We start from the raw sequence: 17,963 nt of genomic DNA on the forward strand, positions 1-17,963 counted from the left end.
CTTCCTACGATCGGGGTACGCGGCGACGGCCCCAAGGACCACCTCGCCGGATCGATTCCCAACTCCCGCTGCCCGCACGGCCGTTACTCCCGGGCCCCCGCGCCCAGCCGGGGCTCGGCGACTTCCGTGCCCGCCGGGGTCAGCAGGAAGACGTCCCGGTCGACCCGGTGCATCCCCGCGCCGAGGCCGAAGACGACCCCGCTGGAGAAGTCGAGAATGCGCTTGGCGACATCCGCGTCGGCGCCGGTGAGGTCCAGCAGCACCGGCGTACGGCCCATGAGATGCTCCGCGACATCGCGCGCGTCGGCGAAGATCTGCACCCTCAGCACCACGAACCGGCGCGTGTCCGCCACCCGTTCCTCCTCGCCCGGCAGCGCCGGGTGGCCCGGCCAGGACGGCCATGCGGTGTCGCCGCGCAGCGGGACGACCTCGGCGAGTCCTTCCCACTGCTGATCAGTGACGTCGTAACGGCCGTTCACCTGACCTCCTAGTGGTGGGCTCGTAGGCATCGTTCTTGCCCCGGAGCCGGGAAATACACATGCGAAGACACTACTGAGAACCACTGACACCCGGGGCGAAGCCACACAAGACGCCCCGGGAGATGTCCTGTTCGTCCCGCCGGCCCCCTGCCCGGCGGGTGCGGCAGTGGCATGCGCGGCGGTACCGGAGGCGCGCGGGGACGGAGCCGTCCGGGGCGCGCCGCGTCCGCGCCGGAGGCGGGAGGTCACCGGCCTGGGCTCCGGTGCGCTGTCCGCGGGCGAGGTCGCGGTGGCCGGGGAGACGTCCGAGGACACCGGTGCCGAGCCGGTCCCGGACGGGCAGGCGGTCCACGGCGGGCACCCGGTCGGCGGGGAGCAGGCCGGGCACGGGAAGCACGCCGCCCCGGCCGCTGACGGCGCCGCGACGTGACCGGTGGAACCCGGAAGGTGGTCTCGGCCGGGGAGCAGTCGGCCGCCTCCACCACGGCGGACCACCACCGGCGCGGCGGGCGCGGCCCTCGCGGCCCTCGCCGTGGGCGCGGTGGTCCTCAACCGGCGCCGCCGGGCCGCCGCCACGGACCGCGTCGCGGCCGAGGACGCACGGCGGGCAGCGGAGCCGTACAGGGAGGTACGCGGACCACGAAGAAGAGACCGGGAGAAAAATTGACATGCGGAGGCCGCCCACCGGCCGGAGCCCTGGCCGGTGGGCGGCCTCCCGTCCGTACGGCGCGCGGGCGCGCCGGCGGACATCCCGTCAGCCGGGTCCTAGCACCGCTTCCACTTGAGCTTGTAGGTGGCGCCCGGGACCTTGGTCGACTCCATGGCCATGATGTTGGCCGCGTTGGCGCCCGAGGAGCCGGCGTCCACCCGCAGCTCGGTGTTGATGTTCAGCAGCCGCTTGGCGCCGCAGGGCGCCCAGACCTGCTCGGCGGCCGGGGTGTTCTCCGAGATGCGCCACTCGCCGTCGTACGGCCCGGCGAAGCTGCGCGAGTTGACGGCCGTCTCCGAGGAGCCCTGGAAGTAGTACTGCGACTGCTGGAGGCCCGTGGCCCCCTTCTCCAGGTGGGTGTAGCCGCGGTGCTCGGCACCGGTGATGGTGTACGTCCAGCCCGACGGGACCCGCACGTCCAGGGCGAGCTGGCAGTTCTTGCGTTGGTCGGCGGCGTCGGCGCCGGCCCCCGTCCGGGCGAGGTAGTCGCTGTAGCTCACGATCACGGACGAGTTGTCCGGTGATACGGCGACGGCGGCCGTACCCGCGGGGCAACCCGAGCCGTTGACGGTGATGATGCCGACCTGCGCCTGCTCGGCCGGTACGGCCGCTTCCGCCGGCGCGCTCTGGCCCGCGAGCACAGAGGCGAATAACGCCGCGGCCGCGCCGCCGGCGGCAAGAACACCAGACATGGTTCTCCAATCGATTCGTACGGGGCCCGGCGCGCCACCCCGGCGCCGCCCCGCTGACATCGGATCTGTGCCGGGCCTCGGTCAACACCGGGCTCCCGGCCGGTCACTGCTGGCGCGCGCGGCGCTCCCGACGATGCCGTACGCGCGTCCGCCGCGCCCGCGAAGTCCGGTCGAGGCGGTCAGCCTCGGCATGAGGGAGAAACTGGTGTCCGCGCGGGCGGGCGAAGGAGGGCGGCCGGCTCGGGGCTCGGGCGTGGGGTGTCGCACGCTCCGGATCCGGCCGACCGGGTGGGAGCGCTCCCATGTTAAGGGTGCGGACCCCGGCGCGGAAGAGAAGCGGCACCCCGGCTTCCCCGGGATGCCGCGACGTCTCGAAAGCGCCCCCGCGGGGCGGCCGCACGGGCGCGGGACCGGTCCGGCGGACCGGGGAGACGGCCGCGCGGACGCACGCTCCGGAGCACCGGACGGGACCTCAACCGGTCTCGCACGAGCAGAGGTCCACTCCCAGCACCTCGTCGCCGCCGACGCCGTACCCGGGGAACGTCACGGTGTCACCGGGGTTCACGGTCCGGCAGGGCGGGGTGGCGGCATCGCGGTAGCGGACGGTGAGCCGCTGCGGGGTGCCGCAGTTGTTGGTGACGAACGTGTAGCGCCAGCTCGCCGCGTACTGGACACAGGCGGGCGCCGCCGCCGAGACCGTCTCCTCCTGCTCACCGGCGGGGGCGCCGTACGCCGCACCGGGCTGCGCGAGTCCCGCGGCGGCGGCCAGCAGCACCGGCACCGAGGCCCGTGCGATCGAGCGCGACAGGGTGAACATGGGGACCCTCCTTCGACGTGCCGAACGGAACGAGCCCGAGCGTAGGAGCGGCGCATGGAGCCTGAAAGAAATTGCGCCACTTGCGCAAGAGTGGGCGCGCTTCCCCATCCCACCGACTGAAAGAGAGAGAGGACGGCTCCCCACACAGCTCAACGCCGTCCGGACGGAGGGCAAGCCCTTGCCGACACAGCACGGGAACCGGCGAACATCAGGGCAGAGCCTGCCCGGGCCAGGCTGATCGACCGGGCATAAATGCCAGCGAAGGGCACACCGGCGACAACTTGCCACGCCGCTCGACAAGTTGACCAGAAAGAGGTTTCATGTTTTTGCGCAAGAACCCCCCGCCCTCCACACCCGTCGGCCGCGGAAGACAGGCGTAGACGACAGGAACGCGAAGCCAAGCACTCCACCGGTCACGCAGTCGTGACTCCACCCGCGACTGAAGTCGCGGGCTTCCTGTGTCGGTGGCTAGGCACCGGCGCAGAGGACCAGCCCGGCCCTGTGTTTGACGTTGAGTGCGCCGACGTGGTCGGCGTTCGCGACCAGGCCGCAGTTGACGCACTCGAACTTCGCCTGGGTGACGCGGTTCTCCTTGGCCACGTGCCCGCATCCGCCGATCTCCGGTGGGCAGGTGCGGGAAGTGTTGCGGGCGTTCACCGGGATCACACGGCGACCGGCGCTTTCAGCCTTGTCCGCCAAGATCCTCAGGAACTGCCCCCAACCCACGTCGAGAATGCTGCGGTTCAGCCCGGCCTTCGCCGCGGCACCGTTCGCCAGGAACGCACCGTCGCGGTCGGGGTCGGGCCGGGGTGCGGGCGCCTTGGTCATGCCCGCGGTGTTCAGCCGCTCGTGCCCGATCACATCGTGCTCGCGCACGAGATCGAGTGCGGCTTTGTGGTGGTGGTCCAGACGCCGGCGCCGGATCTTCGCGTGCAGGCGCGCGACCTTGCGGGCCGCAGCACGATGCTTCTTCGTACGACGCCGCGTGCGCTGGGGGAACGTCGCCAGGTGCTGCTGCGCTGCGGCCAGTTCCTCGGCCGAGACCTGCAGGAACCTGGGGTTGGCGACGTGGTGGCCGCTGGAGTCGGTGAAAAAGTGGACCGTCCCCAGGTCGATACCCACCCTGCTCCCGGTCGGCGGCAGCGGCTCGGCAGGCACCTCGTCACAGGCCAGGATCACGTACCAGCGACGCCCCTCCCGCTTCACGCTGACCGTCTTCACCCGGCCCTTCACCGGCCGGTGCCGGTGAACGCGGACATGCCCGACACCCTGCAGCCGGACACGCGTCTGCGCGTCGTGGGGGGTGGAATCCCACCGGCAGCCGTCCCCGTCCCGGGGAAAGGTGACCGTGTCGAAATGCCCAACCCCTTTGAAGCGCGGGTATCCGGGGGTGCCACCGGCCGTCACCCGCCGGAAGAAAGCCTGGAAGGCCCGGTCCAGACGGCGCAGGGTCGCCTGCTGGCTCGAGAAGGACCACCGGCCCTGACGCTCCGGATCGAACGCCCGGATCTCCCTCAACTGCGCCGACTGATCCCCATACCGCACCGAGGTCCGGGAACTGTGCCGGTAGGCATCACGACGCTCCTGCAACGCCCCGTTGTACAGGGAACAGTGATCCCGCAACATCTCCACCAGCGCCCGCTCTTGCCGGACCGTGGGACGCAGAAGAAACCGATACGCCCGCCTCACACCCACCCCACCTCCCCGCAGTTTCCCCCGACCAACGCCGGTGTCTCACGCTACCGGCCCTTACTGACAACGCAGCGTGCTCCGCCGCTGCGCGGCTCCGGCCCAAGGATTCGATTCCCCCACCGGCTGAAGCCGGCGGTCCCCTCGAAAGAAGGTCTGATGGATTGAGCGGCGACGCTACGCGCGCCCGAGCCGGGGACCGCACCGGTTCAGCTCTCAGTAGTGGTACCGCGCCTGGACGACGACGAGTTCGTCACCTTTGGCCCGGTAGACGAGCCGGTGCTCCTCATCGATCCTCCGGGACCAGTAGCCGCTGAGATCCCCCTTGAGCGGCTCCGGCTTCCCGATGCCGGTGAACGGATCCCGCTTACTCTCCTCGATGAGCCGATTGATGCGCCTGGTCATGCGACGGTCCGTCTCGGCCCAGTGCACGTAGTCGGCCCAACCATGCTCGGTGAATACGGTCTTCACTCGGCGTCGTCGACCTCGATCAGCTCTCGGGGCTCCGTCCTGCCGCCCTCCGCTTCCGCGATCGACTCAGCCAACCGGCGGGCATTGGCCGGCGACCGCAGCAGGTAGATCGTCTCCTGCCACGAGGCAAAGTCCTCCTCGGACAGCAGCACGGCATTCCCGTTACGGGAAGTGATGTGCACCGGAGACCGATCGTCGTTGACGTTTTCGATCAACCGGAAAAGATTCTTTCGGGCTTCACTGGCGGTGATGGACACGGCCGCACCCCCTCCTTTTCGAGTGGTACAGGAAATTGTACCAGTGAGAAGTGCGAGCAGCAGTGATCGACTGCGCCCGGCCGCACGGACACGACGGGCCGGGTGCGGTCGCCCCCTCGGGCAGCGGGACGCGGCGGCCGGCGGTTTCGGGGCGCCGGAACGGGCAAGAAGGCCGCTGATGGCCGTTGATCAGCCCATACCGGGCCACCGGGCACAGCGCGGCCGGCGCGCCACGGCGCCGACCGCACCGTTCCGGGGGTGTGGCCCGGCGGCGGGCGGCGGCACCCGGGAACGGGGCCGCAGAGGGCGCCCCGCCCCGGCCGCCGCCCGCGTCGCCGCTCCGCCCGCCGCGGTCCGGCGGGCCCCGGCGGCGTCCGGCGGGGGCGCGTCCCGGGACCGGAGTGCCATGGAGGGCGGGCGCTCTCACCGGCAGGACCCGACCCGCTGACGGGAGACCACGGATGCACGGCATGATCTCGGCCCAGGCGCAGCAGTCCCCCGGTGGCCTCGCGGGCTGGGCCACGGATCTCGTCGAGACGATTGGCGGGCCGGGGGCCGGGCTGGCGATCGCCCTGGAGAACATCTTCCCGCCGCTGCCCAGCGAGGTGGTGCTGCCGCTGACCGGCTTCGCCGCCGGGCGGGGCGTGCTCGGTCTGCCCTCGGCGATCTTCTGGACGACGCTGGGCTCGGTCACGGGCGCGGTGCTCCTGTACTGGGCGGGGATGTGGCTCGGCCAGGAGCGCCTGCACCGGCTGTGGGTGCGGGTCCCGCTGCTGAACCCCGCCGACCTGGAGCGCACGGAGGCGTGGTTCGGGCGGCACGGCACCAAGGCGGTCTTCCTGGGCCGCATGGTGCCGGTCTTCCGCAGCCTCATCTCCGTCCCGGCCGGAGTGGTGCGGATGCCTTTCCGGGTCTTCGTCCTGCTGACGACCCTCGGCAGCCTGCTGTGGAACTCGGCCCTGATCATGGCGGGTTACTGGCTCGGGGACCGCTGGCACGTGGTGGAGACGTATGTGGGGCTCTCCTCCAAGATCGTCCTGGCCGCCGTGGTGCTGGCGCTCGTCGTCCATCTCGTGACGCGCCGCAGGAGGCACGGCCGGAACGGGAAGCACGGCCGTGGCGGCACCGCAGACGGTGAGGGTGACGGAGGCGGTGACGGAAGCGCGGGCGCGGGCGACGGGGCTTCCGGCGGCGGCCGGGAGCAGGACGACGACGGGGAGCGGGGCCGGCCCGGGGAGCGGAGCGGGGACCGCGCCACCGCGCGCCCCGAGTGAACCCCCGGCAACTCCCCACCGCGCCGGACCGGTTCGTCCCGGCGGCACCCCCGCCCCGTCCCGCGCGGCCACGGCCCCGGTCACACCCGCTCCGACCAGGCATACCGCCGGAAGGACCGGAAGAGCAGCCGGTTAGCATATGAGCACCGCCTAGCTCGAAAGATGGACCAGTGACTGCCACCGTGGACTCGTTCACCAACTGGAAGAACCGCGAAGAGATCGCGGAATCGATGATCCCGATGATCGGGAAGTTGCACCGGGAGCGGGACGTCACGGTCCTGCTGCACAGCCGCTCCCTCGTGAACAAGTCGGTGGTGAGCATCCTCAAGACCCACCGTTTCGCACGCCAGATCGCCGGCGCGGAGCTGTCCGTCACCGAGACGATGCCGTTCCTGCGGACGCTCACCACGCTCGACCTCGGCCCGTCCCAGATCGACATCGGCATGCTCGCCGCGACGTACAAGGCGGACGACCGCGGGCTGTCGGTGGAGGAGTTCACCGCCCAGGCCGTCGCCGGGGCCACGGGTGCGAGCAAGATCGAGCGCCGTGAGCCGCGCGATGTCGTCCTCTACGGCTTCGGCCGCATCGGCCGCCTCGTCGCCCGGCTGCTCATCGAGAAGGCCGGCTCCGGCAACGGCCTGCGGCTGCGCGCCATCGTCGTCCGCAACGGCGGCGGCCAGGACATCGTCAAGCGCGCCTCGCTGCTGCGCCGCGACTCCATCCACGGCCAGTTCCAGGGCACGATCACCGTGGACGAGGCGAACAGCACGATCGTCGCCAACGGCAACGAGATCAAGGTGATCTACTCCGACGACCCGACCTCGGTGGACTACACGGCGTACGGGATCAAGGACGCCATCCTCATCGACAACACGGGCCGGTGGCGGGACCGCGAGGGCCTGTCGAACCACCTGCGCCCCGGCATCGACAAGGTCGTCCTCACCGCCCCGGGCAAGGGCGACGTGCCCAACATCGTCCACGGCGTCAACCACGACACGATCAAGCCGGACGAGCAGATCCTGTCCTGCGCCTCCTGCACCACCAACGCGATCGTCCCGCCGCTGAAGGCGATGGCGGACGAGTACGGCGTGCTGCGCGGCCATGTGGAGACCGTCCACTCGTTCACCAACGACCAGAACCTGCTGGACAATTACCACAAGTCCGACCGCCGCGGCCGCTCGGCGCCGCTCAACATGGTCATCACCGAGACCGGTGCCGCCTCCGCCGTCGCCAAGGCGCTGCCGGACCTCCAGGCGAAGATCACCGGCAGCTCGATCCGCGTCCCGGTGCCGGACGTCTCGATCGCGATCCTCAACCTCCAGCTCGCGCGGGAGACCACCCGCCAGGAGGTCCTCGACCACCTGCGCGAGGTGTCGCTGACCTCGCCGCTCAAGCGCCAGATCGACTTCACCAGCGCCCCCGACGCCGTCTCCAACGACTTCATCGGCTCACGTCACGCCTCGATCGTCGACGCCGGCGCCACCAAGGTCGAGGGCGACAACGCGATCCTCTACCTCTGGTACGACAACGAGTTCGGCTACTCCTGCCAGGTCGTCCGCGTCGTCCAGTACGTCTCCGGGGTGGAGTACCCGACCTACCCGGCCCCGGCGGTCTGATCCGGCGGTCCGGTTCCGGGCGGTCCGGTTCCGGGCTGGCTGCCTCCCGGGCCGGGCGCCCGCCCGCGGCCCTCGTCCGCCGTCCCGTCCGCCGTTCCGCCGGCCGGGGCGGCGTGACGGGGGCCGGCCGCTTCCGCCCCCCCTCCCCCGCGCCGCACACCCGCCCCCGAGCAGCGACATGCCGGGGGCGGCGGTTCACCGGGCGCGACGCGGGCACCCGCCTCCGCGACGTTCCCACCCGCCGCGGTGACACAGCGCCGCGGCGGACGGCAGTGAGGGAGATCGCGTATGACGGCCTCGCCGGACCCACCGGACCCACCGGGCCCACCGGACCCGCAAGGCCCGCAGGGCCCCGCCCTCCGCCACCGCGCCACCGCCTCCCTGGCCGGCCGCGTGGCGCGGTGGCGGGGCGCGCCCGCGCTGCACCCCTCCGGGGTCCGGTTCACCGGCACCCTGGCCGTCGCCCCCGCGGGCCCGGCCCTGGGCGAGCCCTGGCTCGACCGGCCCGGCCGCTACCGGACCGACGTCCGCTGGTCGCGGGCGGCCGGTGTGCCCGCATGGTGTCCGGACGGGCTCGGCCTCGCGCTCCGCGTGACCGACGCGGGCGGTCCCGGCCGTCCGCTGGACCTGCTGTTCACCACGAGCGGCGGCGGACGCCGGACCCGCCACCTGCCACTCGCCCGCAGGAACGCCATGGCGGGGCCGTACTCCACGCTCCTCTCCTACCGGGTCGGAGCCCACCGCCGCCTGCTGGCCCTCACGCCGGCCCCGGGCTCGCCGCGCGTCCGCGGCGATCTGGCCGGGCTGCGGCAGGCACTGCGGACGGAACCCCTCGTGTTCGTGCTCTGCACCGTCCGGGACGGTGAACCCTGGCGCGCCCTGGGCACGTTGGCCACCGGGCCGCCGTCGGACGCCCCGCCCGGGTCCACGTCCTCGTACGACCCGTATCTCAACGCCCTGCCGGGCCTGCGGCCGACCTCCCGCCTCAGCGGTTTCCGGGAGTCGGCCTACGCGGGCTCCCGGTCCGGCCGCTCCGGCCTGCCGCCCCGCCCGGTCTCCGCGACCGGACGGCCGCCCGGGTGACGGAGGGCCGCCCGCGGTGGCGGGCGCCCCCGGCACCGTCCCGGCGCCCGCTGTGGCGCACGCCACACGCCGCATCGTACGTACCGGTCGGTATGGTGCTGGTTGCGCGGCACTCAACAGGAGGCTTCATGTCAGCGACCAACCGCCAGATCCGTCTGGCAGCACGTCCCGTCGGCGAGGTACGGCCCGAGGACTGGGAGCACGCCACGGCGCCCGCCGAGGAGCCGGGCGAGGGACAGTTCGCCGGGCGGACCCGCTTCATCTCGCTGGACCCCGCGATGCGCGGCTGGCTCGACGACCGGCCCTCCTATCTGCCGCCCGTCGGCCTCGGCGAGGTGATGCGGGCGGGTTCCGTGGTCGAGGTCACCGCCTCCAACCACCCCGACTACCGGCCCGGTGACCACGTCGTCGGCACCTTCGGCGTCCAGGAGCACGTCGTCTCCGACGGCAAGGGCGCCCTGAAGATCGACGTCGGCCTGGCGCCGGCCTCGACCTACCTCGGCGCGCTGGGCATGCCCGGTATGACCGCCTACTTCGGCCTGCTGGACGTGGGCGCGCTGAAGGACGGCGAGACGGTCGTCGTCTCCGGCGCCGCGGGCGCGGTCGGCTCCATCGTCGGCCAGATCGCCAAGGTGAAGGGCTGCCGGGTCGTCGGCATCGCGGGCGGCGCGGAGAAGTGCGCCCTGCTGACCGACGAACTCGGGTTCGACGCGGCGATCGACTACCGCGCCGGGGACGTCAAGCGGGCCCTGCGCGAGCAGACGCCGGACGGCATCGACGTCTACTTCGACAACGTCGGCGGCGAGATCCTCGACGCGGCGCTCACCCGGCTGGCGATGCGCGCTCGCGTGGTGATCTGCGGCGCCATCAGCCAGTACAACAACGAGACGCCGGTCAGCGGCCCGTCGAACTACCTCTCGCTGCTCGTCCGCCGGGCGCGCATGGAGGGCTTCGTCGTGTTCGACTACGCCAAGCGCTACGCGGAGGCCGCGCAGGAGATCGCCGGCTGGATCGGCGACGGCCGGCTCAAGGTGAAGGAGCACGTGGTCAAGGGCACCGTGGACGACTTCCCGGAGACCCTGCAGATGCTCTTCCGCGGCGAGAACGTCGGCAAGCTCGTCCTGGAGCTGTCGTGACGGCCGCGGGACCCGCCGGAGAGCGGGCGGAAGGGCAGCAGGGGCAGCCGGGGAAGCCGCTGAGCGGCAAGGTCGCCGTCGTCACCGGAGGCGCGTCCGGCCTGGGCCGCGCCACCGCGCTGACGCTGGCGGAGGCGGGCGCCGAGCTCGTCGTCGCCGACCTGGACGCGGCGGGCGGCAAGGAGGTGGCCGAACTCGTCGGCGGCCACTTCCGCGCCTGCGACGTCTCGGACCTGGACGCCAACCGCGCCCTGGTGGACTTCGCCGTGGAGCGCTGCGGCGGCGTCGACATCGCCTTCCTCAACGCGGGCGTGGCGACGGGCTGCGGCATCGGCGACGACTTCGACCCGGCCCTGTACCGCCGGGCGATGGGCGCCAACCTCGACGGTGTCGTCTACGGCGCCCACGCCGTGCTGCCGGCGCTGCGGGCCCGCGGCGGCGGTTCGATCGTGGCGACGGCCTCCCTGGCGGGCCTGACGGCGGTGCCGTTCGACCCGCTGTACGCCGCCAACAAGCACGCCGTGGTGGGCCTGGCCCGCTCGCTGGGCCCGGCGCTGGCGCCGGAGGGGGTCCGCTTCAACGCGATCTGCCCGGGCTTCGCCGAGTCGCGGATCATCGACCCGATCCGGGAGATGCTCTCCTCGCAGCACCTGCCGATCATCCCGGCGCAGGTCGTGGCCGACACGGTGCTGCGCATCCTCACCGGGGACGCCACCGGGGAGTGCTGGTTCATCCAGCCCGGCCGCGAACCGGAGCCGTTCCGCTTCCGCAACGTGCCGGGCCCGGGAGAGGCCGCCACCGGCTGACGGGAGCCACGGGCCGGCCGCCGTCCGGCGCCGCTGTCCGGCCCCGCCGTCCGGCCCGGCCTGCGGTGGCCCTGTGGTGCCACCGTCGGGCGGAGCACGAAGCCCTGCCGGTCCTTTCGGACGGGCAGGGCTCTCCGCGTTCGAGGGGTGTGGGGTCCAGCCCGGACAACGCGGGAAAGCGGGAGCGCCGGGCCGGCGACCGGGCCGCGAGCGAACGGCCGGGCTCTTATTGCATATGATGTGCAGATGCATAAATCCCGCATCAGAACCGCGACCCCGGACGACCTCGGCGAGGCTCGGGCCGTGATGCTGGACGCCGTCTACCGGGACTTCGGCACCGGGTACGTGCCGCACTGGCACGCCGACATCATCGATCCCGGGCGCTTCTACCTGACCCCGCCCCGGCACACACTGCTCGTGGCCGTCGACGAGCGCGACGGGCGCGTCGCCGCCACGGCAGCGCTGGACGCGCGGGGCCCGGCACACCCGCCGAACCCCCGCCCGCTGGCCGAGCGCTACCCGTCGGGCGAGACGGCCCAGCTGCGGCGCGTGTACGTGCGCCCGGAGTACCGGCGCCGTGGGCTCGCGCGTCAACTCGTCGGCGAGCTGATGGAGTTCGCCGCGGCCGACGGCGGCTACCGCTCGGTCTACCTGCACACCGACCCCGCGTCGCCGGGCGCGGAGGCGCTGTGGCGGTCGCTGGGCACGCTGGTGTGCGACGAGCGGGAGGAGGAGCCGGGGAGCGGGCAGGGGGTCCTCCACTTCGAGATTCCGATGCCGTGACCCCCGGCGCGTAAATGAAAACGACAATCGTTTACGATGTGGCCGGTCGCGCCCCGCGCCCCCGAACACACCGGAAAGACGAGAACGAGACACGATGACATCGCCCCGGAGCCGGCTGACCGCCGGACTGCTGCTGCTCGCCCCCCTGCTCTCCGGTTGCTTCTCCGCCGGCGGTGCGTCGTCGTCCTCCTCGGACCCGTCCGCCTCCGGTGCGGGCGGGCGCCTGCGCGTCGTCCTCGCCTTCCAGCCGACCGAGAACTACTCGCCCCACGGCCAGGACGCCTTCGCCCTGTCCCGCCTCGGCGTCGCCGAGGGCCTGACCCGGCTCGACGCGAACGGCGCCGCGGCGCCCGCGCTCGCCGAGTCGTGGAGCCGCGAGAAGGGCGGCCGGAGCTGGGTGTTCACGCTGCGCGAGGCCGCGTTCCAGGACGGCGGTGAGGTCACCGCGCAGGCCGTGGCCTCCTCCCTGAACCACGCCGCCGGCGCCTCCCCGGCCCCCGCCGCGCTGTCCGGTGTGCGGCTGACCGCCGACGCCGTGGGCGGGGACCGGGTCCGGGTGCGGACCGACGAACCCGACCCGGTGCTGCCGCTGCGGCTGAGCAACCCGAGCCTCTCGGTGTTCTCGCCCGGGGCGTACGGGGAGAAGGGCACCGTCAACCCGGCCGGCACCGCCACCGGGCCCTTCGAACTCACCGGCACCACCGGGGACACGGCCGCCACCCTCGACCGCTTCGACGACTACTGGGGCGGCCGCGCCCAAGCCGCGGGGATCGACGTCAGGTTCGTCTCCGACGGCACGGCGCGCGCCAACGCCCTGCGCACCGGCGACGCGGACATCGCCGAGTCGCTCCCCGTCGCCCAGATCGCCTCCCTGGACGAGGACACCGTCCACGAGACGGACACCGCGCGCAACACCAGCCTGCGTCTCAACACCGGCTCCGGAGCCTTCACGGACGCCGGGCTGCGGGCCGCCGCGCGCGAGGCCGTCGACGCCTCGGCCGTCGCCGAGGGCGTCCACGAAGGGCACGCCCAGCCCGCCCGGGGCCTCTACGGACCCGCCCTGGCCTGGGCCGGCGGCAAGCGCGACGAGCCGGCCGGGCAGGCGGAGGCCACCGACCCGAGGGGCACACGCATCACCCTCGCCGCGTACGACGACCGCCCCGAACTGGCCGAGACCGCCCAAGTGCTCCAGCAGCAACTCGAGAAGGCGGGATTCCGGGTCGAGCTGGAGGTCCGTACCTACGCACGGCTCGAAAGCGACCTGCTCGCAGGGAAGTTCGACGCCGTCGTGGCCTCCCGCAACATGATGCTGGACACCGGCGACCCGGTCAGCGTGCTGGTGAGCGACTACACCTGCGACGGCGGCTACAACCTGTCGTTCCTGTGCGACGAGAAGGCCGACCGGCTCATCGCCGCCGCCCGGGCGGAGACCGATCCCGCCAAGCGGCAGGACGCCGCCATGAAGGCCGAGGCGGCGATCCTCGGCACGGACGCGGAGATCCCGCTCGTGCACCTGAAGGCCGTCACGGGGGTCGCCGCGTCGGTGAAGGGGACGGTGCTCGACCCGTACGAACGGCAGTTCGTCTCCACGGGGACCCGGCGCTGACCGCCGCCGCGTCCGGCCAGGCGGGTGGCTACGGGGGCACCGGGAGCGCCGGCCGCCCCGCTAACACCGGCAGCAGCACCTGCCGCACCGACAGGGCCGGCGCCGCCGACGGCGCCGTCCGGGCCGGCCGCACCGGGGGCATGCCCGCCGTCCTGCGCACCCTGGCGCGGGGCGGCGGTCCGTCCCTGCTGTGGCGCGCCGTGCTCATGGCGGCCCTGGTGTGCGCGATCGGGCTGCTCCCCTGGCTGGCGCGTACCGACCCCGCGCTGACCGTGCTCAGGGCGCGCTCGGCGGAGCGCGACCCGGACCCCGCGACGCTGCGCGCCATCCGCGACGAACTGGGCCTCGACGACGGACCGTTGATGCTGCTCGGGCGCTGGCTGGGCGGGCTGCCGCACGGCGACGCGGGCCGCTCCTGGGTCTCCGGTACGGAGGTGCTGCCCGCCGTCGCACAGGCGCTCGGGGTCTCGCTGCTGCTGATGGCCGGCGCCCTCGCGGTCGCCGTGGCCACGGCCGCCGCGGTGTGCGCGCGGACGGTGTGGCTCGGCTCGCGGCGCCGGCTCGGCGAGCGCGGTCCCGGCACGGGCGGCAGTGCGGGCGGCAGTGCGGGCAGCGGCACGGGCCGCGCCAGTGACACGGGCGGCGCGGGCGGCGCGGGCCGTTTCGGCGGCACCGGTCCCGCCGTGCTCGCCGCCCTGCCCGAGTTCCTCGTCGCGTCCGTACTGGCCTCGGTGGTCGGGGTGCGACTCGGCTGGCTGCCCGCCCTGGGCTGGTACGGCCCGCAGTGGATGGTGCTGCCCTCGCTCGCCCTGGGCCTCCCCGCCGGGGCGGTTCTCGGGCGGATGCTGGACGATCTGCTGCCCGCCGCGTTCGCCGAGCCGTGGGCCCGTGCCGCCGCCGCGCGCGGCATTCCCCCGGGGTCCGTGGCCCGGCACACGGTGCGGCGCTGCCTGCCCGGACTGCTGCCCAACGCGGGGCTGTTCGTAGTCGGCCTGACCGCGGGGTCGGTCGCCGTGGAACAGGTCTTCGACATCCCGGGGCTCGGCCGGCTGACGCTGCGCGCCGCCCTCGCCCAGGACCTGCCCGTCCTGCAGACCGGTGTGCTCGCCCTCGTCCTGCTCGCGGCCACCGCCGGCGCCCTGGCCCGGCTCGGAACCCGGCTGCTCATCGGGCCCGCCCTGCGCGGCGGCGCCCTGCACAGCCTGCACCGTCCGGCCGCCTCCGCGCCCCGCGCCCTGCCGCTGCTGTACGGGGCGGTGCTCCTCGCCGTCATCGGCCTCGGCCTGCCGCACGACCCGTTCGTGCTGGACACCACCGCGCGCCTCCAGTCCCCGTCCGCGCCCCACCCGTTCGGCACCGACGCCCTCGGGCGCGACATCCTGGCCCGGACCGCGCACGGCGCGCTGACCACCCTCGGCACGGCCTGCGCGGTGAGCGCCGCCGCCCTCGCGGCCGGAGTGCTCCTGGGGCTGCTGCCGCGGCTGTCCGGACCGGTGGCCGACACCGTCAACGCCGTACCGCCCGTCCTGGCCGGCCTGCTCGTCACCGGGACCGCGGGCAGCGGCCCGTGGACCCCGGCGCTGGCCGTGGCCGTCGTCGCCTGGTCCCCGCTCGCCGCCCACACGTCCGCCCTGCTGCGCCAGGAACGGGCGGCCACCCATGTGACGGCCACCCGCGCGCTCGGCGCCGGACCCGGATTCCTGCTGGCCCGCGTGCTGCTGCCGGCCGTCCTGCCGTCCGTGGCCCGCCACGCGCTGCTCCGGCTGCCGGGCATCGCGCTGAGCCTGGCGGCCCTCGGTTTCCTCGGGCTGGGCGCCCAGCCCCCGTCTCCCGAGTGGGGCCTGCTGCTGGCCGAGAACCAGCCGTACGCGGAGCGCGCCCCGTGGGCGGTGCTCGCCCCGGCCGCCGTCCTCGCGCTGCTCGGCGCGCTGGCGGTGACGGCGGCGGGCGGGGTGCGCCTGCCCGGCCCGGGGCGGCTCCGGGGCGGCTCCGGGCCGGAGGGGCGGGGGCCGTCGCAGGCACGGGGTCCGGGGGCGCGGGGGGCCGGGGGCGCAGGACGGCCTTCGCCGGACACCGGGTGACGAGATCAAGACAGTTATTGAAAACGCAAATATCACCCTGTTCACGGGCTGTCGCGTACGTGAGACTCATTGACGGCGGCCGGTCGGCGGAATCGACCGGAAGGCACGCCGTGCCGCCATATGCGCCTCCACACCCCCAACCAGGAGGTATCGATGAAGAAGACAAGCCCTCGCGGAATCGGGTTATCCCTCGGCCTCTTCTCGGCTCTCGCGCTGACGCTCGTCAGCGGCGCCCCGGCTTCCGCCTCGGCGCCGACATGGACGCTGGAAGCCGACCAGCAGCGGATATGCGTCGACGCGCAGTCCGGATGGTCCCTCACCTACGCCTTCTCCCCGGTGGCCGGAAGCTGGTCGAGCCCGATCACGACCGGGGTGCGCGACCTGCCTCCCGGCTCCTCCAGCCCGTACAACGAGACCATCGCCCCCGGTTCGAACTTCCGGGACACCGACGACCGCAACGCTCTGACGGTCAACTCCTTCGTCTGGATGGAGCTCGCACCGGCCCCGGTCGGTGACTACACCGCCGAGATCTGGGCCACCGACGGCAAGCGGACCGAGACCGACCCGCTGCTGCTCGCCTACCGGGACCGCTGCCCCGGGTAACGGCCACCCGGCCACCCGGCCATCCGGCCGCTCAGGGCCGCGGCGCACGGTCCGCCCGGTCCCGGGCGCGAAGAGGGCCGGCGGGGCGGTCCCGGCGCGAGGAGGGCCCGCCCGGCAGCCGGTCGTTAAGGGCCGGTTATGTGGCGCTTGGCTCAGGCTTCCCAGCGGCCACATCCGTTGCAAGGGCCCTCCGCTCCGTCCAAGCTGAGGTCCAGGACCGGCGGTGGCCGCCCGGGGAGGTCCGGGGCCACCGCCGTCCGTACGGCGTCAGCAGCCTTGGCGCGCAGCCGCCTCGTTCCGGGAACGGGGCGCGGCGGCTCCGCGCCACCCGGTTCTCCGCGCGGGTCCGGCTTGGGACAACGGGCCCGCGCGGGGGCTCCGGCTCGGCCCCGGTCGCTACGGCGGCCGGGGTACGGATCGGCCTCGGGACCGGCGCTCACTCCTTGCCCTGCCCGGCCTTCTTCTTCAGGCGCCGCCTCTGGCGCGGGGTGACGTCCTTGCGCCCGCTCTCCCGCAGGTACGCCGCCTTGCGCTCCTCGTTCTTCTTCATGCTCGCCCTCTCGCCGTGTCGTAGGGGGCCGTAACGGCCCGGGCCCGAGGGGCCCACCCGTTCCAGTCTGTTCCGGCCCGCCCCCGGCCGCACCCGAAGCGGCACAGGGCGGACACATGGCATGTTCCGTGCACATCCGACCCGCAGACGGGTACTCGCCGCCGCATGGCCGATATCGAACTCCGCAGTACCGCCTTCAGCGGCGAGTCCTTCATCCCGCGCACGTACGCCCGGGACGGCGACAACCTCTCTCCCCCGCTGAGCTGGTCCGGGGTGCCGCAGGAGGCGGCGGAACTCCTCCTGCTCTGCGAGGACCCGGACGCGCCGAGGGGCACGTTCCTCCACTGGCTGGTCACCGGCATCGACCCGGCCTCCGGCGGCGTGGAGGCCGGGCAGACGCCCCCGGGCGGCACGCCCCTGACGAACGGATTCGGGGACCGGGGCTGGGGAGGCCCGTACCCGCCGCCCGGCGACCGGGCCCACCGCTACTTCTTCCGTCTCTACGCCCTCCCCGGCCCGGTCTCCCTGCGCGACGGCGCGACCACCGGCGAAGTCCACTCCGCGGTGGACGACCGGCAGCTCGCGAGCGGCACGCTGTACGGGCTGTACGAGCGCTGAGCCGGGCGGCCCCCGTACGTGGGGAACCCGGCGGCGCCACGCACCTCCGAACAGAATCCATCCGCCCCTTGAAACCGACCGGGCGGTATCTAGGATCGGCATATCCGGTTAAGCTGCTGCGGCGCCAGGACACCGCGGAAGCGCGGGCGGTTTCCCGCGCCGCTCCGGCGGCGGGAACCACCCCCGACGAAACGACGAGAAGGGGAAGCCGGATGGCAATCGATCCCTCGGGAGCCGACCTCGCACGGATGGTGGCGGAGGACCCGGGCGGCCCCGTCGTCATGCTCAACCTGCTGCGGTTCACCGAGGACGGCCGCTCCTCGTACGCCGAGTACGCCCGGCGGACGCAGAAGTTCCTGGAACGCTACGGAGCCGAACTGCTCTACGCCGGCGACGGCACCACGCCGCTGGTCGCCGAGGAGGGCCAGGCGTGGGACGCGGTCCTGCTGGTCCGCTACCCCAGCCGCGAAGTCTTCAGCCGCATGGTCGCCGACCCGGAGTACCAGCAGGTCACGGACCTGCGCAGCCGGGCCCTGACCGAGGCCGTACTCCAGCCGACCGTCCCGTGGACGGGCCGCCGGGCGGACTGACAGCCCGCAGACCCGAGCTTTCCTCCGCCGATCCCTCCAGCCCTGCCCGGCATGTGCTCGTGGCCGTTGAGCGGAGCGTGTGGCCCGGCTACCCGCGCAACGC

18 protein-coding genes are annotated in these 17,963 nt (G+C 73.4%); 12 read left to right on the forward strand and 6 right to left on the reverse strand.

The features are described 5' to 3' along the window. Positions 1-83 precede the first annotated feature (83 nt). Positions 84-509: a cell division protein SepF gene (locus tag SXIN_RS06555; protein WP_192883558.1), complete on the reverse strand. Its 426-nt coding sequence runs from the start codon at positions 507-509 to the stop codon at positions 84-86. 136 nt (positions 510-645) lie between these two features. Between SXIN_RS06555 and SXIN_RS06560 the strand changes: the two genes are divergently transcribed. Then, positions 646-909: a hypothetical protein gene (locus SXIN_RS06560; protein WP_095756728.1), complete on the forward strand. Its 264-nt coding sequence runs from the start codon at positions 646-648 to the stop codon at positions 907-909. A gap of 335 nt (positions 910-1,244) precedes the next feature. Here SXIN_RS06560 and SXIN_RS06565 read toward each other — a convergent pair whose 3' ends face one another. From SXIN_RS06565 to SXIN_RS06585, 5 genes are all read right to left on the reverse strand, one after another. Beyond that, positions 1,245-1,880: a DUF4360 domain-containing protein gene (locus SXIN_RS06565; protein ID WP_039823564.1), complete on the reverse strand. Its 636-nt coding sequence runs from the start codon at positions 1,878-1,880 to the stop codon at positions 1,245-1,247. Positions 1,881-2,352: 472 nt separating this feature from the next. Then, positions 2,353-2,697, reverse strand: a complete 345-nt coding sequence (locus SXIN_RS06570) for a hypothetical protein (RefSeq protein ID WP_019711097.1) — start codon at positions 2,695-2,697, stop codon at positions 2,353-2,355. A 468-nt stretch (positions 2,698-3,165) separates the two neighbouring features. Further along, the gene (locus SXIN_RS06575; protein WP_039823574.1) at positions 3,166-4,386 is read right to left on the reverse strand and encodes an RNA-guided endonuclease InsQ/TnpB family protein; all 1,221 of its coding nucleotides are present in this window, start codon (positions 4,384-4,386) and stop codon (positions 3,166-3,168) included. Positions 4,387-4,602: 216 nt separating this feature from the next. After that, a complete protein-coding gene (locus tag SXIN_RS06580) occupies positions 4,603-4,857 on the reverse strand; it encodes a Txe/YoeB family addiction module toxin (RefSeq protein WP_019711099.1) in 255 nt (84 codons plus the stop codon). After that, positions 4,854-5,114: a type II toxin-antitoxin system Phd/YefM family antitoxin gene (locus tag SXIN_RS06585; protein ID WP_019711100.1), complete on the reverse strand. Its 261-nt coding sequence runs from the start codon at positions 5,112-5,114 to the stop codon at positions 4,854-4,856. Before SXIN_RS06585 ends, SXIN_RS06580 begins: the two co-directional genes overlap by 4 nt. 461 nt (positions 5,115-5,575) lie before the next feature. Here SXIN_RS06585 and SXIN_RS06590 point away from each other — a divergent pair, with 461 nt between their 5' ends. From SXIN_RS06590 to SXIN_RS06645, 11 genes are all read left to right on the forward strand, one after another. Then, positions 5,576-6,388 carry a DedA family protein gene (locus tag SXIN_RS06590; RefSeq protein WP_019711101.1) on the forward strand — a complete coding sequence of 271 codons (813 nt, stop codon included), beginning with the start codon at positions 5,576-5,578 and terminating at the stop codon, positions 6,386-6,388. 170 nt (positions 6,389-6,558) lie between these two features. Next, complete coding sequence (locus tag SXIN_RS06595; protein WP_019711102.1) at positions 6,559-8,004, forward strand: glyceraldehyde-3-phosphate dehydrogenase; 1,446 nt, start codon at positions 6,559-6,561, stop codon at positions 8,002-8,004. 288 nt (positions 8,005-8,292) lie between these two features. Then, a complete protein-coding gene (locus SXIN_RS06600) occupies positions 8,293-9,087 on the forward strand; it encodes a phosphodiesterase (RefSeq protein ID WP_238153694.1) in 795 nt (264 codons plus the stop codon). A 128-nt stretch (positions 9,088-9,215) separates the two neighbouring features. After that, positions 9,216-10,223: an NADP-dependent oxidoreductase gene (locus tag SXIN_RS06605; protein ID WP_019711103.1), complete on the forward strand. Its 1,008-nt coding sequence runs from the start codon at positions 9,216-9,218 to the stop codon at positions 10,221-10,223. Next, a complete protein-coding gene (locus tag SXIN_RS06610; protein ID WP_019711104.1) occupies positions 10,220-11,029 on the forward strand; it encodes an SDR family oxidoreductase in 810 nt (269 codons plus the stop codon). The genes SXIN_RS06605 and SXIN_RS06610 overlap by 4 nt, the downstream gene beginning before the upstream one ends. 246 nt (positions 11,030-11,275) lie before the next feature. Further along, positions 11,276-11,812 (forward strand): GNAT family N-acetyltransferase, encoded by a 537-nt coding sequence (locus SXIN_RS06615; RefSeq protein ID WP_019711105.1) that lies wholly within the window; start codon positions 11,276-11,278, stop codon positions 11,810-11,812. A gap of 94 nt (positions 11,813-11,906) precedes the next feature. Next, a complete protein-coding gene (locus SXIN_RS06620; RefSeq protein WP_095756729.1) occupies positions 11,907-13,418 on the forward strand; it encodes an ABC transporter substrate-binding protein in 1,512 nt (503 codons plus the stop codon). A gap of 140 nt (positions 13,419-13,558) precedes the next feature. Beyond that, on the forward strand, positions 13,559-15,499 hold the full coding sequence (locus SXIN_RS06630; protein WP_192883559.1) for an ABC transporter permease subunit: 1,941 nt from the start codon (positions 13,559-13,561) through the stop codon (positions 15,497-15,499). 153 nt (positions 15,500-15,652) lie between these two features. Continuing rightward, entirely contained in the window at positions 15,653-16,102 is a 450-nt protein-coding gene (locus SXIN_RS06635) for a DUF5980 family protein (protein WP_019706642.1), read from the forward strand. A 715-nt stretch (positions 16,103-16,817) separates the two neighbouring features. After that, positions 16,818-17,270 carry a YbhB/YbcL family Raf kinase inhibitor-like protein gene (locus SXIN_RS06640; RefSeq protein WP_019711108.1) on the forward strand — a complete coding sequence of 151 codons (453 nt, stop codon included), beginning with the start codon at positions 16,818-16,820 and terminating at the stop codon, positions 17,268-17,270. A gap of 212 nt (positions 17,271-17,482) precedes the next feature. Further along, positions 17,483-17,860, forward strand: a complete 378-nt coding sequence (locus tag SXIN_RS06645; protein WP_019711109.1) for a DUF1330 domain-containing protein — start codon at positions 17,483-17,485, stop codon at positions 17,858-17,860. Positions 17,861-17,963: the final 103 nt, after the last annotated feature.

This window comes from Streptomyces xinghaiensis S187 (assembly GCF_000220705.2).
Taxonomy (GTDB): domain Bacteria; phylum Actinomycetota; class Actinomycetes; order Streptomycetales; family Streptomycetaceae; genus Streptomyces; species Streptomyces xinghaiensis.